This window comes from Sulfitobacter sp. M368 (genome assembly GCF_025141875.1).
In the GTDB taxonomy this organism is placed as follows: Bacteria; Pseudomonadota; Alphaproteobacteria; order Rhodobacterales; family Rhodobacteraceae; genus Sulfitobacter; species Sulfitobacter mediterraneus_A.
On sequence record NZ_CP081113.1, the window covers coordinates 921,030 to 935,605 of the forward strand.

15 protein-coding genes are annotated in these 14,576 nt (G+C 59.1%); 6 read left to right on the forward strand and 9 right to left on the reverse strand.

Annotated features, from left to right (window positions below):
- The first annotated feature begins 85 nt into the window (after window positions 1-85).
- Complete coding sequence (locus tag K3754_RS04750) at window positions 86-1,000, forward strand: DMT family transporter (RefSeq protein ID WP_203208815.1); 915 nt, start codon at window positions 86-88, stop codon at window positions 998-1,000.
- Here the strand turns inward: K3754_RS04750 and K3754_RS04755 are convergent.
- The 8 genes from K3754_RS04755 to K3754_RS04790 form a co-directional block, all read right to left on the reverse strand.
- Window positions 990-2,255, reverse strand: a complete 1,266-nt coding sequence (locus K3754_RS04755; RefSeq protein WP_259941469.1) for a cytosine deaminase — start codon at window positions 2,253-2,255, stop codon at window positions 990-992. The two genes, K3754_RS04750 and K3754_RS04755, sit on opposite strands and share 11 nt — an antisense overlap.
- A 144-nt stretch (window positions 2,256-2,399) precedes the next feature.
- A complete protein-coding gene (locus tag K3754_RS04760) occupies window positions 2,400-4,604 on the reverse strand; it encodes a 3-hydroxyacyl-CoA dehydrogenase NAD-binding domain-containing protein (RefSeq protein WP_259941474.1) in 2,205 nt (734 codons plus the stop codon).
- A gap of 21 nt (window positions 4,605-4,625) precedes the next feature.
- The gene (locus K3754_RS04765; RefSeq protein WP_203208812.1) at window positions 4,626-5,837 is read right to left on the reverse strand and encodes an acetyl-CoA C-acetyltransferase; all 1,212 of its coding nucleotides are present in this window, start codon (window positions 5,835-5,837) and stop codon (window positions 4,626-4,628) included.
- A gap of 11 nt (window positions 5,838-5,848) precedes the next feature.
- Window positions 5,849-6,487 (reverse strand): glutathione S-transferase family protein, encoded by a 639-nt coding sequence (locus tag K3754_RS04770; protein WP_259941478.1) that lies wholly within the window; start codon window positions 6,485-6,487, stop codon window positions 5,849-5,851.
- A 170-nt stretch (window positions 6,488-6,657) separates the two neighbouring features.
- Complete coding sequence (locus tag K3754_RS04775) at window positions 6,658-7,806, reverse strand: acyl-CoA dehydrogenase family protein (protein WP_259943238.1); 1,149 nt, start codon at window positions 7,804-7,806, stop codon at window positions 6,658-6,660.
- Between the two features lie 34 nt (window positions 7,807-7,840).
- The gene (locus K3754_RS04780; protein WP_259941480.1) at window positions 7,841-8,053 is read right to left on the reverse strand and encodes a hypothetical protein; all 213 of its coding nucleotides are present in this window, start codon (window positions 8,051-8,053) and stop codon (window positions 7,841-7,843) included.
- Window positions 8,054-8,101: 48 nt separating this feature from the next.
- Complete coding sequence (locus K3754_RS04785) at window positions 8,102-9,883, reverse strand: acyl-CoA dehydrogenase C-terminal domain-containing protein (RefSeq protein WP_203208809.1); 1,782 nt, start codon at window positions 9,881-9,883, stop codon at window positions 8,102-8,104.
- 54 nt (window positions 9,884-9,937) lie between these two features.
- The gene (locus K3754_RS04790; RefSeq protein ID WP_203208808.1) at window positions 9,938-10,339 is read right to left on the reverse strand and encodes a MerR family DNA-binding transcriptional regulator; all 402 of its coding nucleotides are present in this window, start codon (window positions 10,337-10,339) and stop codon (window positions 9,938-9,940) included.
- 276 nt (window positions 10,340-10,615) lie between these two features.
- Here K3754_RS04790 and K3754_RS04795 point away from each other — a divergent pair, with 276 nt between their 5' ends.
- Together K3754_RS04795 and K3754_RS04800 are read left to right on the forward strand one after the other, a co-directional pair.
- The gene (locus K3754_RS04795; protein WP_203208807.1) at window positions 10,616-11,374 is read left to right on the forward strand and encodes a LuxR family transcriptional regulator; all 759 of its coding nucleotides are present in this window, start codon (window positions 10,616-10,618) and stop codon (window positions 11,372-11,374) included.
- Window positions 11,375-11,453: 79 nt separating this feature from the next.
- Window positions 11,454-11,672, forward strand: coding sequence for a hypothetical protein (locus tag K3754_RS04800; protein WP_259941483.1), 219 nt, complete (start codon window positions 11,454-11,456; stop codon window positions 11,670-11,672).
- A 27-nt stretch (window positions 11,673-11,699) separates the two neighbouring features.
- On the opposite strand, the gene K3754_RS04805 is transcribed toward K3754_RS04800, so the two are convergent.
- Window positions 11,700-12,074, reverse strand: coding sequence for a MerR family DNA-binding transcriptional regulator (locus tag K3754_RS04805; RefSeq protein ID WP_203208805.1), 375 nt, complete (start codon window positions 12,072-12,074; stop codon window positions 11,700-11,702).
- Between the two features lie 119 nt (window positions 12,075-12,193).
- Between K3754_RS04805 and K3754_RS04810 the strand changes: the two genes are divergently transcribed.
- Genes K3754_RS04810 through K3754_RS04820 form a run of 3 tightly spaced genes read left to right on the forward strand, consistent with a single transcriptional unit; the run spans window position 12,194 to window position 14,477 of the window.
- Window positions 12,194-12,616: a PaaI family thioesterase gene (locus K3754_RS04810; protein ID WP_259943239.1), complete on the forward strand. Its 423-nt coding sequence runs from the start codon at window positions 12,194-12,196 to the stop codon at window positions 12,614-12,616.
- The gene (locus tag K3754_RS04815; RefSeq protein ID WP_203208803.1) at window positions 12,613-13,125 is read left to right on the forward strand and encodes a PaaI family thioesterase; all 513 of its coding nucleotides are present in this window, start codon (window positions 12,613-12,615) and stop codon (window positions 13,123-13,125) included. Before K3754_RS04810 ends, K3754_RS04815 begins: the two co-directional genes overlap by 4 nt.
- The gene (locus K3754_RS04820) at window positions 13,125-14,477 is read left to right on the forward strand and encodes an MATE family efflux transporter (protein ID WP_259941485.1); all 1,353 of its coding nucleotides are present in this window, start codon (window positions 13,125-13,127) and stop codon (window positions 14,475-14,477) included. The genes K3754_RS04815 and K3754_RS04820 overlap by 1 nt, the downstream gene beginning before the upstream one ends.
- Window positions 14,478-14,576: the final 99 nt, after the last annotated feature.

Genomic DNA, 14,576 nt, shown 5'->3' on the forward strand with positions numbered 1-14,576 from the left:
GGCGTATGTCTTTTGTCATTCTGGCCTTGCTACTAAAAATGTAGCAACCTATGCTATTATTTTCGTAGCAAAGGATGCCCCAGCCATGTCACAAAAAGCAAGCCCCTCGGATATCGCGCTTTGGCTCGCGCTCGCCGCGATGTGGAGCTCGTCTTATGGCGTGATCAAACTGGGCGTCGAGACCCTTGACCCGATGACGCTTGTGGCGGGCCGTATGGTGATCGGGGCGGCCGTCATCCTTGCGGTTTTGATGCTGCGGGGGCAACGCCTGTCAACGCGGCCCCGTGATTGGACGTCTTATCTGATCACCGGAATGTTGGGCAGCACGGTGCCGTTCTTACTGATCACCTTTGGCGAGCAAACGGTCGACAGCGCATTGGCGTCCATATTGATGGGGGTGGCACCTGTGGCCACGGTTCTCTTGGCAGCTTTGACCTTTGCCGATGAACGGCTGACAACGCGGGTGACTTTAGGGGTTGGTTTGGCCCTGATCGGGGTTGTGACCTTGGTTGGCCCTGCGGCTCTTTCTGGGCTGGGCGATGACCTGAGCGGTCAACTGGCCATCGTCGGTGCAACGCTTTGTTATGCCGCCGGAACGATCTACGTCAAAGCATATGTGAAAAGGCCAGCAATGGAAATGGCGGCGGGCTCCATGCTGGTCGGGGCCATCGTGGCCTGTGTCATCGCAACGGTTTGGGGGAAAGGCATCACGGGCGTTGATTTGTCGCCGCGATCCATTGGCGCGGTTGTCTATCTGGGGCTTTTCTCAACCGCCGCGGCCAATTTGATCTATTTCCATCTGGTGCCCCGCCTCGGGGCAACACGGATGTCGCAGATCAACTTTGCCGTGCCTGTGGGCGGCAGTCTGATTGGCGTTGGACTATTGGGCGAAACACTCGCGCCCAGTCAAATGCTTGCCCTTGGGATCATATCAGGCGCGGTCTATCTTGTGCTGTCTGCGAAACGCCAGCCGTCGGTCAGACCTGCGATCAAGGCATGATCGGGTCAAGCTCGGCATAGTCTGGCAAGGTCCGGTCGATCTGCTTGCCGCCACGCAACACGATCCGGTTCGATTGCGGGCGGGCCAACATTTCGGTCCAGTTGCGGGCGCGGCAAATCACCAGATCGGCGGGTTGGCCGATGGCAAGGGACGGCGCGCGAAATCCGCAGGCCTGTGCCGGATTGGTAGAAAATGCGCGAGTCCAATCATAGCTCGAATGGTCCAGTTGCGCGATGCGCGTGGCCTCGCGCATCACCTCGATCATGTCCAGATCGCCATAGGCATAAAACGGATCGCGTGTGTTGTCGGAGGCAAAGCTGACATTGATCCCGCGCTGCGCCATTTCATGTACCAAGGTGATCCCCCGCCAACGCGGCGTGCGCCCCGCCCGGCGGTCTTGCAGGTACATGTTGCACATCGGAAGGCTGACAACGTTGAGACCTGCCTTGGCAACCAAATCGAGGGTTTGCTTGGCTTCGGCCTCTTCCTGCATGGCCAGTGAACAGCAGTGGCCGACGGTGACCGGGGCATCAAACCCCAACTCCAGAACCGTTTCCGCGATCAGCCGCAGATAGTTGGAGGAGGGATCGGCGGTTTCGTCCACATGCATATCAACGGCCAAGCCGCGCGCCTCGGCAATGGTCAGAAATTCTTGCACGGCGCGGCGCGGGTCCGGCATGGGATATGTGGCACATCCCAATATTCCACCGTATTGCGCCACCAAATCGGCGGTGCGGGCAAAAGCCGGGTCCGTAACCGCCTCGGCCAAGCCAACAAGGCAAACCGCCTGCAAGGTGATCCGGTCTGCCCATTCTTGTTGCACCTCCCGAAACACGGGCCAACTGATGACGTCCTGAGGGGCAGCGCTGTCGAGATGGGTGCGGATGGCACTGGTGCCGTGGGCATAGGCGCAGCGCAGGGAAAAATCCATGCGGCGGCGCAGATCATCCGCAGACCAACGGGCCTGCCGGTCCGGTTGCACCGCACCTATCGCCCCGTCAAAACTGCCATCAGGATTGGCGGCGCGGGGCCAGATGTGCCCCTTGTCGAGATGCGTGTGCATGTCGGTGAAGGGCGCAAAGGCCATCGCGCCGCCCATATCTATCACATCGGCCTGTGGATGCAGGCCGCAGAACCGGCCATTCTCAATGCTGATGTCGATGCGGCGCAGATCGCCGGTTTGCCCCAGATAACAGGCTGGAACTGTGAGGTTCTTCAGGGTGAGCGGCCCTTGGGGCAGATCTTTGAAATCCATATGCGGTGTCGCCTCTTGCCCTGCGTTGGTGGTGCGTTGACTTTGCGGCGATGGGCGTTCCTGTCAAGCGCCCGCGTTGCGCTGAGACGCAAAACGGGGCGCCGCAGCGCCCCGTTTGTGATGGCAGTTTGCTTGTGCCCAAGCTTACGCGGCTGCGGCGGCCTTCGGGCCAAAGCGGCCATAGAACGTCTGGTTCTTCTCAGCCATTTCGCGCAGCAGATCGGGGCATTTAAAGCGCGGGCCGAACTTCGCTTCCAACTGGTCACAACGTTCTGCCGCATAAGGCGTTCCGATCATGTCCAGCCAGCTCAGCGGGCCGCCTGTGGCGGGGGCAAAGCCCCAACCCAGGATCGCGCCAACGTCGCCTTCGCGAATGTCCATCAGAACACCTTCTTCCAGAGCGCGGACGGCTTCGAGCACCTGAACAAACATCAACCGGTCCTGCACTTCTTGCAGGTCTGGCTGTTCTTCGGCCAAAGGATATTTGTCGTGGATGCCTTTCCAGTACCCAATGCGCTTGCCTTTTTCGTCATAGTCGAAATAGCCCGCATTGGCCTTGCGGCCCAAACGGCCCAGATCTTCCATCCAGACAATCAGATCATCCGCTTCGGAGGCCGGGTATTCATTGCCCATCGCCGCCTTGGTCGCGCGCATGATCTTGGTTGCCAGATCAATGGAGGTCTCATCGCCCAGTTGGATCGGGCCTACGGGGAAGCCGAGCATCTGCGCGGCGTTATCGATCAGCACGGGCGCCACACCTTCGGTGACCATCCGGGTGGCCTCGTTGCCGTAAGGGATGATGCAACGGTTGGCGTAGAAGAACCGCGCGTCGTTGACCACAATCGGGGTCTTGCGGATCTGGCGCACGTAATCCAGCGCCTTGGCCACCGCACGGTCACCGGTGTTGGCGCCTTTGATGATCTCCACCAGCAACATCCGTTCCACGGGGGAGAAGAAGTGAATGCCGATGAATTGGTCCTGACGTGAGGACGCCTTTGCCAGATCAGTGATCGGCAGGGTCGAGGTGTTGGAGGCAAAGATGCAATCCTCGGGGATCACGGCTTCGACCTTTTGGGTCATCTCGGCCTTGACCTTGGGATCTTCAAACACCGCTTCGATGATCAGATCGCAACCCTTCAGCGCATCGAGATCCGGCGTTGCCGTGATCAGGTTCAACAGGGCTTCTTTCTTTTCCGGCGTGGCCTTTTTGCGGGCGATGCCCTTGTCCATATAGGCCTCGGAATAGGCTTTGCCCTTGTCAGCGGCAGCTTGGTCGCGGTCGATCAGAACAACCTCGATCCCGGCCTGTGCGGAGACCAGAGCGATGCCTGCACCCATCATGCCAGCGCCCAGAACACCCAGCTTTTTCACGCGCTGGTCAGGGATGCCTTCGGGGCGTACAGCGCCTTTTTCCAAGGCTTCCTTGTTCAGGAACAAAGACCGGATCATCGCAGAGGACGAGGGGTTCATCAGAACATTGGTGAACCAACGCGCCTCGATCTTGAGCGCGGTGTCGAAAGGCACCAAGGCGCCTTCGTATACGGCAGAAAGCAAGGCTTTGGCGGCAGGAAACGCGCCTTTGGTCTTGCCATGAACCATTGCGCTGGCGCCCACGAAGGTCATGAAACCGGCCGGGTGATAGGGGGCACCACCGGGCATTTTGTAGCCCTTGGCATCCCATGGTTTGACCAGATCGGCATCCTTGGCGTTCAACACCCATTCACGGGCGGCTGCCATTGGATCATCGGCCACTTCGTCGATCAAACCGGCCTTGGCGGCGGCGGCAGGGGCAACCATCTTGCCTTCGAGCAGGAAGGAAGAGGCGGCCATCGCGCCCAGTTTGCGCACCAGACGGGTTGTGCCGCCCGCGCCAGGGAAAATCCCGACGAGGATTTCTGGCAAGCCGATGCGTGCCTTGGGGTTGTCCGCGCAGAAAATCCGGTGCGTCGCCAATGGCAGTTCCAGCCCGATGCCAGCGGCGGTGCCGGGCAGGGCCGCGGCTATTGGCTTGCCGCCCTTCAGCGTCTTTGGGTCCATGCCCGCGCGTTCGATCTTGCGCAGCAGATGGTGCATCCGCATGGTGCCTTCGAACAGGCCCTTGGCAGGGTCGTCGCCTGCATCGGCCTTCATCTTGGCCAGCAGGTTGAGGTCCATCCCACCCGCAAAGGAACCGTCCTTGCCAGAGGTGATGATGATGCCTTTTACGGCGTCGTCACCCAGCGCCTGATCAATCAGCGCGTCCAGTTCTGTCAGCCCGTCGATGGACATCACGTTCATGGTCTTGTCCGCGACATCCCATGTGATGACAGCAACGCCTTCGCTGTCGGTGGTCATTGTAAAATCGGTCATATCTTGTCTCCTGATCCGCGCTTACACGCGCTCAATGATGGTCGCGGCGCCCATGCCGGATGCGATGCAAAGGGTGGCGAGACCCACCTCTTTGTCCGCCCGCTCAAGCTCATCCAGCAAGGTGCCGATGATCATCGCGCCAGTGGCGCCCAACGGGTGACCCATGGCGATGGAACCGCCGTTCACGTTGACCTTGTCATGGTCCACGCCAAAGGCATCCATGAACAGCATCACAACAGAAGCAAACGCCTCGTTGACCTCAAACAGGTCAATGTCAGAAATGTTCATGCCATTGTCGGCAAGGATCTTTTTGGTGGCAGGCACAGGGCCGGTCAGCATGATGGTGGGGTCGGTGCCGATCTTGGTGGTGGCCCGGATGCGGGCGCGGGGTTTGAGGCCGTATTTCTCGCCAAACTCCTTGTTGCCGATCAGCACAGCAGCTGCGCCATCAACGATGCCCGAAGAGTTCCCGGCGTGGTGGATGTGGTTGATCTTTTCCAGATGCGGGTACTTCAGCATCGCCACCTTATCAAAGCCCGGCATCACTTCACCCATGGCCTGAAACGCGGGGTTCAAACTGCCCAGCGACTGCATGTCTGTTTGCGGGCGCATATATTCGTCGTGATCGAGAATGGTCAGCCCGTTCTGGTCCTTGACCTTGATCACGGAATTGGCAAAGCGGCCTTCGTCCCATGCTCTTTTCGCTCGCTGCTGCGATGCGATGGCCAGCTGATCCGCATCGTCGCGGGTAAAGCCGTATTCGGTGGCAATAATATCGGCCGAGATGCCCTGCGGGACAAAATACTGGTCAATAGCAAGGCTCGGATCGACGGCAATGGCGGCGCCGTCGCTGCCCATGGGTACGCGGCCCATCATTTCCACGCCGCCGGCGATATAGGCCATGCCGGCCCCGCCTTTGACCTGATTGGCCGCGAGGTTCACCGCTTCCATGCCAGAAGCGCAGAACCGGTTGATGGCCAGACCCGGAATGCGTTCATCCAGTTCAGAGCCCAAAACGGCGGTCCGGGCCAGACAGCCGCCCTGTTCCATCACCTGTGTGACATTGCCCCAGATCACATCCTCAACGGCGTGGCCTTCAAGGTTGTTGCGTTCCTTTACGGCGTTCAATGTCAGTGAGGACAGCCGTGCGGCGGTCACCTCATGCAGGGATCCGTCCTTGCGGCCCTTGCCGCGCGGTGTGCGCAATGCGTCATAAATATAAGCTTCGGTCATGTCTCTCTCCTTCAAGCGCGGTCAGCGGGGCTGCCGGGCATCAAATCGTATGGGGCTTTCCAGCCCGGTTCGTTGGACAGACGCGTGAGCCACGCGTCGATGTTGGGCCAATCCTTGCGGTCAAAACCGAAGGCTTCAGGGTAATACAGATAGCCGCAGCAGCTCAGGTCGGCGTTGGTCACGCCATCGCCGACAATCCATTCGCGGCCCTCGAGGTGATCGTTGAGCACGGCATAGGCCGCCTTGAGGCGACCTTGATTGAAGGCAATCACCTCGGCTGGACGTTTGTCTGCGGGCAGGAAATTCATCAAGAAACGGGTCAGCCCGGCCATGGAGCTGAGCTTGTGATTGTCCCAGAGCACCCAGCGCAGGATTTCGCGTCGCTCTGCGTCGTCCTTGCCGCCGAACTTGCCTGACTTTTCGGACACATAGTCTTGGATAACCCCGGATTGGGTCAACCGCAGATCTCCGTCGATCATCACCGGCGCTTCGCCCATGGAATTTACGGTCGCGCGGTACTCGGGCGTGCGGGTTTCGCCACCGAAGAAATCGACCTTCACCGGTTCCCAGTCCAGACCGGACAATTGCAGCGCCAGTGCCGCCTTATAGGCATTGCCGGATTCGCCAAAGCAGTGGAGTTTGATGGTCATTGTTGATCCTTCCTGAATGTTGCACTGGGGGTTTCACACCCCCAGACCCCCGTGGAGATTTTTCTGGCCAAATGAAGCAGGGCGGGGCGCAGAGCCGTGAGGGGTGCGCGGGCCTGTTCTCATTTTTCCAGAAAAACTCAATCTTTCCTCTCGTCTGGCGCGGCGGGCGGCTACAGCCCGCGCGCGATCAATTCTTTCATAATCTCGTTGGTGCCGCCGTAGATGCGCTGCACGCGGGCGTCGGTCCACATTTCTGCAATTGCGTATTCCTGCATGAAGCCGTAGCCGCCGTGCAGCTGCAGACAGGCATCCAGAACTTCGCCCTGTGTATCGGTCAGCCAGTATTTCTGCATCGCGGCCTTTTCGACGGTCAGTTCGCCGCGCAAATGATCGGCGATGCATTCGTCGAGGAAGGCGCGGGAGACCATGGTTTTGGTTTTGCATTCCGCCAGTTGAAAGCGGGTGTTCTGAAACTTTGTCAGCGGCCCGCCAAAGGCTTCGCGTTCCTTGCAATAGGCGATGGTGCGTTCCACTGCGCCTTCCATGGCACCCACTGCGCCGCAGCCGATGATCAACCGTTCTTGCGGCAATTGCTGCATCATCTGGTAGAATCCCTGACCCTCTTGTTGGCCGAGGATGTTCTCAGGCGGGATTTCGACGTTGTCAAAGAACAGCTCTGACGTGTCCGCCGCATGCAACCCGATTTTGTCGAGGTTGCGGCCACGCTGGAACCCGTCTGCGCCCTCTGTTTCCAGAACGACCAGCGAAACCCCCTTGGAGCCTTCCGAAGGGTCAGTTTTGGCCGCCACGATGATCAGGTTGGCGTGCTGGCCGTTGGTGATGAATGTCTTTTGGCCCGACAGGCGGTAGGCGTTGCCGTCGCGGATGGCCTTGGTCTTGATCCGCTGCACATCCGATCCGGTGGAGGGTTCGGTCATCGCAAGCGCCCCAACCATTTCGCCGGTGGCCATCTTGGGAAGCCAGCGTTTTTTCTGATCTTCGGTGCCATAGGCGAGGATGTAATGGGCCACGATGCCCGAATGGATGCCATTGCCCCAGGACGCCAGATTGGCGCGGGAGCCTTCGATCAGGATGGCGGCCTCATGGCCAAAATCACCGCCCGCGCCGCCGTATTCCTCGGGAATGGACGGGCACAGCAGGCCCAACTCGCCCGCCTGGTTCCAGGTGTCCCGATCCATCTGGCCCTGCTTGCGCCATTTCTCGAAATGGGGGGACCATTCGGAAGTGATGAACTGCGCCGTCATCTCCGCAATCATGCGGTGTTCGTCGGTCATCCATGTCGATGTGGTGGCGGTCATCTGGGTCATTGCACCCCTCCCAAGGTGGCACGGATCAACGTTTGCGGTCGTCCAGTTCAGAGTTGAACAGGCGCAGGCGCGCGATCAGGTTTTCTTCGTTCATGACGCTGTTGAAATTCTCGAACAGAAACGACAGCGCCTCACCCTCGTCCAAACCAGCTTCTGCGCTGAACTTCTTGAGCCTGCGATAGCCTTCCTCGGTCATGGCGGCGGGAAAGCGGCGGGTCAGGCGAAAGCGTTTTGGCATTGGGTCTCCGGCATGGAACTGGGTGGGGGTGACCCCACCCAGAAAGGTTCAAAACTGCGCGGCGTCAAGGGCCATCACGGTATCGGCACCGGACTGGATCCGTGTCAGGTGCAGTGCCGTGGCGGGCAGTTGCCGTGCCATGTAATAGCGGCCTGTCGCGAGCTTTGTCTCATAGAACGCGGCGTCACCGGTCCCGCCTGCAAGGGCGGTTTTTGCGGCCAGACCCATGCGAGCCCACATCAGGCCAAGGCAGACGTGGCCGAACATGTGCATAAAGTCGTTGGAGCCTGCCAGCGCATGGTTGGGGTTCTTCATGCCGTTCTGCATGAAATACATGCCCGCGCTCTGCAGATCCTTGCTGGCCGCCTTCAGCGGATCAAGGAAGTCTTTGTCGAACGCCGCGTCCTGACCGGCATGTTCCTTGATGAAGTTCTTCACCAGATCAAAGAAGGCCATCACATGTTTGCCGCCGTCCTGAGCCAATTTACGGCCCACCAGATCCAGCGCCTGCACGCCGTTTGCGCCCTCGTAGATCATCGCGATCCGGGCATCGCGGGTGAACTGGGACATGCCCCATTCTTCGATATAGCCGTGGCCGCCATAGACCTGCTGGGCCTTCACGGTCATGTCGTAGCCTTGATCGGTCAAGAAGCCTTTGATCACCGGCGTCAGCAATGACACCAGCCCGTCGGCGTCTTTGTCGCCCGCGCGGTGGGCGGCGTCGATCATGGTCGCGCCCCAAAGGATGAAGGCGCGTGCGCCCTCGGCAAAGCTCTTCTGGTCCATCAGCGAGCGACGGATGTCGGGGTGTACGATCAGGGGATCGGCAGGCTTGTCAGGGTGCTCCGCGCCGGTCACGGCACGGCCCTGCAGGCGGTCCTTGGCGTATTCGGCAGCGTTCTGATATGCCACTTCCGCCGCGGCGAGACCTTGCATGCCAACGCCCAGACGCGCTTCGTTCATCATGGTGAACATGGCGCGCATGCCTTTGTGTTCTTCGCCCAGCAGATAACCGGTGGCGCCGTCATAGTTCATCACGCAGGTGGAGTTGCCGTGGATGCCCATCTTTTCCTCGATAGAGCCAACCGCAACGCCATTGCGTTCACCCAAAGAGCCGTCTTCGTTGACGATGAACTTTGGCACGATGAAGAGAGAAACACCTTTGATCCCTTCGGGGCCGCCTTCGATCTTGGCCAGCACCAGATGGATGATGTTGTCGGCCATGTCATGCTCGCCGGACGAGATGAAGATCTTTTGACCCGTGATCTTGTATGACCCGTCTGCCTGTGGCGCGGCCTTGGTGCGCATCAGGCCCAGATCGGTGCCGCAATGCGGCTCCGTCAAGTTCATCGTGCCGGTCCATTCGCAGGAGACCATGTTGGGCAGATAGGTGTCTTTTTGCGCGTCCGTGCCGTGGGCCAGAATGGCCGAGGCGGCGCCATGGGTCAGACCTTGATACATGGTGAAGGCCTGGTTGGCGGCCGAGAACATCTCGCCCACTGCGGTGCCAACAACATAAGGCATGTTCTGCCCGCCATATTGCTCGGGCATGTCCAGGCCGGGCCAGCCGCCTTCTTTGACCTTTTCAAAGGCTTCCTTGAAACCCTTGGGCGTATAGACAACGCCGTTTTCAAGGCGGCAGCCTTCTTTGTCGCCCACCACGTTCAGTGGCGCGAGGACTTCGGAAGTGAGTTTGCCGGCCTCTTCGAGGATCGCGGAGGTGAAATCGGCCTCCAGCTCGTCATAGCCGGGAATGGTCGATCCGGTGATGTTCAGAACGTCGTGCAGGACAAATTGCAGGTCTTTTGTCGGGGCGGTGTAGCTGGGCATGAGTGTCTCCCTAAAGCTCGATTGGTCAGCTGATATTATTGAGGCAGGGGCGGATTACTCCGCCGCCTTGCGATTTTGATTCATGGAGGCGACGATCTTTTCGCCCCATTTGATCTGATCCTTGAGATCGTCGATGGCCTCGTTCAGCTCATCACGTTGAGAGATCATGTCTGCCAGACGGTCGCGGGCAATCTCATAGGTGCGGGCGATCTGGGTCTGCTGCTGGTCGCCCATGTGATAAAGGTCGAGCAGCTGGCGGATTTCCTCAAGGCTAAAGCCAAACCGCTTGCCGCGCAGGATCAGTTTGAGCCGGGCGCGGTCGCGTTTGGTGAACAGACGTTTCTGACCCTCGCGGATCGGAAAAAGCAGTTCTTTGGCTTCGTAAAAGCGCAGTGTGCGTGGGGTCACGTCGAATGCATCGCACATCTGACGGATCGTGAGTGTTTCAGTATTCATAGTCGTTTCCTTCGTAAGAAAAGCTACGTTCTGAAGCGCATTTGGGCGTTCGATGTCGTTCTTACAACAGTGATTGACGTTGACGTAAGCTGGACGTCGCGTCACTTTGGTGGTTGCGCAGGTTTTCGCCGGAAATCTCTGTGTTCACGCATTCTTGTGGTGGCCTTTTCAGAGGACGGGGCGGTATCAGGCGCTGCCTGGCCGAATCCCCTTTTGCGCCCCTTAGGCTGACAATTTCTGAATTTGTGCTACTTTATGGGTCGAACGGAGGAGACCATGACGGACGTTCCGCCGCTGAAAGACTTCGTGACAGATTGTGAGACTGCAAATCATCTGGCTGATTTGTGGCGTCTTTCTGTACGCTTTTTCGAAAGTCGTGGCATTGCGATGGTCAGCTATCATTCCGACACCGAAGTTGAGAACAGAGAACTTGGCACAATTGGCAAGTCGGGCATCCTGCAAAGCGGTTACCCCGAGGAATGGGTGTGCCAGTATATCGACGGCAAGCTGAGCCTGCTGGACCCAATGCCGGAACTTGCAGCCAAGATCGGGCGGCCTTTCTACTGGTCTGAGATCAACGATCTGGCCAATCTGACATATGAACAACAACGCTACATGGCCCTTCGGGCGGCTTCCGATCTGGGCGACGGGATTGCGCTGCAGGTCTACGGGCCGAACGCGCGCAATGCGCTTGTCTGTCTTGGCTTTGGTGACGGAACGCCAAAGCTGACTGCAGAGGCGATATTTGAATTGCAATGCGCGGCGCAGATTGCCCATCTGCGCTATTGCGCCATCTCGGGTGAACAGGATCGGGCCAAGGTGGATCTGTCCCCAAGGGAGCTAGAGGTGCTGCGCTGGATTGCCCGCGGAAAAAGCAACTCCGTCATCGCCGAGATTCTGGGCATCTCGCGGCATACGGTCGATACAATGACCCGCCGGATGTTTGACAAGCTGGACGTCAATGACCGCACCACCGCCGCAGTTCGGGGGCTCGGATCAGGTTTGTTGCAGTTGCGCCGCAAACAGGTGGTGTAACGCAATTGCGTGACATGACCCGCCTTTGGGCAAGACCTAGCTAGCGCTAAACGCATTTTCCAATGAATTGTGAGCCAGAATGGCTTTTGAGGTAGAAATGACCGAGACCACGCTATGCAAAGCCCGTGCGCGGCCCGCAGAAGAGTTGCAAGAGGCCGTCATGCTGATTGAACGGGCCACCTATGATCTGGCAGAAACCGCACGCGGTGAAACCATCTCCGAGCTGATTGCGATTGCTGCGGATTTGCAGCGTGTCGTTGATGGGCTAATGACCAAACGCGCAAACAAGGTTAACTAGGCCGTTCTGTTCGTCCGGCCTGTCTGGTCAGTCCAGCGCAATGGTTTTGGCTGTTTCGTCGCGCAATTTCTGCAACTCGTCGATGGCTTCGTCCAGTTGCACCCGCTGCTCCGCCAGCTCAAGCAATTGACCATCTGCCATTTCGACCCAAGCCCGCATCTGCGCCTCGGTGCCCTCGTGTTCGTAGATCAGCAACCACTGTCGAATGTCCTCAAGCGAAAAGCCGAACTTGCGGCCCCGCATGATCAATTTCATGCGCGCACTTTCGCGCGGTCCATAAAACCGCGCTCGTCCTTCGCGATCCGGTTCCAGCAGTTCAATGTACTCATAGTACCGCAGGGTCCGCGGTGTGACATCAAATTTGGCGCACATTTCTTTGAATGTCAGGCGGTCGTCTGCCATGTTCTGTCTCTCCTCTGGACCAAGCTATGATCATGCCAAGCCAAGCGCAAGCAGCGGGCTTGCCCTTTGTTGGTCACGCTATGATAAAGAGCCAAACCGCAGGCGAGGACCAACCTTCCATGTCAGACAAGATCAAGATGGCACGCCAGTTCATTCAGGCCCTGCCGCATTCCGTGGCGCTGGGCATGCATCTGGATGAACTGGACAATGGCACCGCCGTGATTTCGATGCCTTATTCGGATAAACTGATTGGCGATCCCAAGACCGGGGTTGTGCATGGTGGTGCGGTGTCGGCGCTTATGGACACCAGCTGCGGCGCGGCGGTCATGAGCCATCCCAGCAATCCGGCCGGCACCGCGACGCTTGATCTGCGGATCGAATATCTGCGTGCTGCGACGCCGGGGCAGACAATCACCACCCGCGCCACCTGCTATCACGTCACGCGCTCCGTCGCTTTTGTCCGCGCTGCCGCGTCAGATGATGACAGCGAAAATCCGGTTGCTATCGCGACCGGCACCTTTACTGTGGAGGGCAAAAAATGAGCAATCGCCGCCCGCCAGAGCCTGTTCAAGTGGTCAAAAAACGACGTGATGCAGTTTTGCGTACCATGGTCGAAGGGGTGCCCTACATCCAGTTTTTGGGCATTGAGTTTGAACGCCGGGGGGATGAGCTGACGGCCGTGATGCCGTTTGACCAATCCCTGATCGGCAATCCCATTCTGCCGGCCCTGCACGGCGGGGCCACGGCGGCCTTTTTGGAGGTGACCGCGATCATCACCCTCAGCTGGGGATTGATATGGGAAGATATGGAAAGCGGCGCGTTGGATGTGAACAACCTTGATCATTCGCACCTGCCACGCCTGCCCAAAACTGTCGACTTCACGGTGGATTACCTGCGTACGGGCCTGCCGCGCGACGCCTATGCGCGGGCGCGGATCAACCGGTCTGGCCGGCGTTATGCGTCGGTGCATGTTGAGGCGTGGCAGGACAACCGCAGCAAGCTCTTTGCCCAGGCAACCGGCCACTTTGTGCTGCCCACGCGGCAGGGTTAATGACAGACCCGCTGCAAGATGCCGACCTGAGCGATAGGGAGCTTGGCCCGAAAGAGGCGGTGACTCACCGCCGTGTGTTGCATATTGCGCTGCCGATTGTGCTGTCCAATGCCACGGTGCCGATCCTTGGTGCAGTGGACACCGGTGTCGTGGGGCAGATGGGGCTGGCAGCCCCCATCGGCGCGGTAGGGCTGGGCGCGATCATCCTGTCGGCGCTTTACTGGATCTTCGGCTTTTTGCGCATGGGTACTGTTGGTCTGACCGCGCAGGCCGCAGGGCAGGGCGATCAGGCCGAGGTGGCTGCGCTGCTAAGTCGTGGCTTGATGATTGGTGCGGGGGCGGGCGCGGTCTTGGTGGCCCTGCAACTGCCGCTGTTCTGGGGCGCGTTTCGGCTCGCGCCGGGATCGGCAGAGGTCGAAACGCTGGCCCATCAATATATGGCGGTGCGTATCTGGTCTGCCCCGGCGGCGATATCCCTTTATGCAATCACCGGCTGGCTCATCGCGCAGGAACGCACCCGTGCTGTGCTGGTGCTGCAACTGTGGATGAACGGGCTGAATATCCTGCTGGATCTGTGGTTCGTGCTGGGTCTCGGCTGGGGCGTGAGCGGCGTGGCCTTCGCCACCTTTATCGCCGAATGGAGCGGCGCCGCGCTGGGTCTGTGGTTCTGTCGGGGCGTGTTTCAAAGCGGCGCTTGGCGCGACCGTGTGCAGATCTTTGCCCGCGCCAGATGGGTGCGGATGATGCAGCTGAATGTGGATATTCTGCTGCGGTCGCTGTTGCTTCAGGCGATGTTCGTGGCCTTCCTGTTTGTCGGGGCGGGGTTTGGTGACGTCACGTTGGCGGCCAATCAGGTGCTCATGCAGTTCTTGATGATCACCTCCTATGCCCTTGATGGATTTGCCTTTTCCGCCGAGGCGATCGTGGGTCAGGCCTTTGGCGCAGGGCGGCGCGGTGTGCTGCGGCGCGGGGCGGTGCTGACCTCTGGCTGGGCGTTTTTCATTTGCTCATTGCTGATGATCGGCTTTTGGATCGCGGGCCCGTGGTTGATCGATCTGATGACCACCGCGCCCGACGTGCGCCTGGCCGCGCGGGAATTCCTGCCCTATGTGGTCTTGATGCCGGTGCTGGGCTGCGGCGCGTTCATGCTCGACGGGATCTTTATCGGAGCAACGCGGTCGCGCGACATGCGTGACATGATGCTTGTGTCATTCGTGATCTATGCAGCGGCGGCGTTGATCTTGGTGCCGTGGCTGGGCAATCACGGGCTTTGGGTGTCGATCTTGATCTCTTTCGTGGCGCGGACTGCAACCTTGGCGTGGCGATACCCGAAACTGGAAGCGGCAGTCTAGTCGTTTTCCTAAAGAAAACGGACCGGAAATTTTGAAATTTCCGGTGTGGTGCGGATCAGGCGTCGCGCGCCCATTTTGATTTCCTCGAAGAAATCGGTT

What these genes read in the sequence shown, in the direction of transcription:
- K3754_RS04750 (WP_203208815.1), top strand. Translation starts at nt 86, where the DNA reads ATGTCACAAAAAGCAAGCCCCTCGGATATCGCGCTTTGGCTCGCGCTC.
- K3754_RS04755 (WP_259941469.1), bottom strand. Translation starts at nt 2,255, where the DNA reads ATGGATTTCAAAGATCTGCCCCAAGGGCCGCTCACCCTGAAGAACCTC.
- K3754_RS04760 (WP_259941474.1), bottom strand. Translation starts at nt 4,604, where the DNA reads ATGACCGATTTTACAATGACCACCGACAGCGAAGGCGTTGCTGTCATC.
- K3754_RS04765 (WP_203208812.1), bottom strand. Translation starts at nt 5,837, where the DNA reads ATGACCGAAGCTTATATTTATGACGCATTGCGCACACCGCGCGGCAAG.
- K3754_RS04770 (WP_259941478.1), bottom strand. Translation starts at nt 6,487, where the DNA reads ATGACCATCAAACTCCACTGCTTTGGCGAATCCGGCAATGCCTATAAG.
- K3754_RS04775 (WP_259943238.1), bottom strand. Translation starts at nt 7,806, where the DNA reads ATGACCGCCACCACATCGACATGGATGACCGACGAACACCGCATGATT.
- K3754_RS04780 (WP_259941480.1), bottom strand. Translation starts at nt 8,053, where the DNA reads ATGCCAAAACGCTTTCGCCTGACCCGCCGCTTTCCCGCCGCCATGACC.
- K3754_RS04785 (WP_203208809.1), bottom strand. Translation starts at nt 9,883, where the DNA reads ATGCCCAGCTACACCGCCCCGACAAAAGACCTGCAATTTGTCCTGCAC.
- K3754_RS04790 (WP_203208808.1), bottom strand. Translation starts at nt 10,339, where the DNA reads ATGAATACTGAAACACTCACGATCCGTCAGATGTGCGATGCATTCGAC.
- K3754_RS04795 (WP_203208807.1), top strand. Translation starts at nt 10,616, where the DNA reads ATGACGGACGTTCCGCCGCTGAAAGACTTCGTGACAGATTGTGAGACT.
- K3754_RS04800 (WP_259941483.1), top strand. Translation starts at nt 11,454, where the DNA reads ATGGCTTTTGAGGTAGAAATGACCGAGACCACGCTATGCAAAGCCCGT.
- K3754_RS04805 (WP_203208805.1), bottom strand. Translation starts at nt 12,074, where the DNA reads ATGGCAGACGACCGCCTGACATTCAAAGAAATGTGCGCCAAATTTGAT.
- K3754_RS04810 (WP_259943239.1), top strand. Translation starts at nt 12,194, where the DNA reads ATGTCAGACAAGATCAAGATGGCACGCCAGTTCATTCAGGCCCTGCCG.
- K3754_RS04815 (WP_203208803.1), top strand. Translation starts at nt 12,613, where the DNA reads ATGAGCAATCGCCGCCCGCCAGAGCCTGTTCAAGTGGTCAAAAAACGA.
- K3754_RS04820 (WP_259941485.1), top strand. Translation starts at nt 13,125, where the DNA reads ATGACAGACCCGCTGCAAGATGCCGACCTGAGCGATAGGGAGCTTGGC.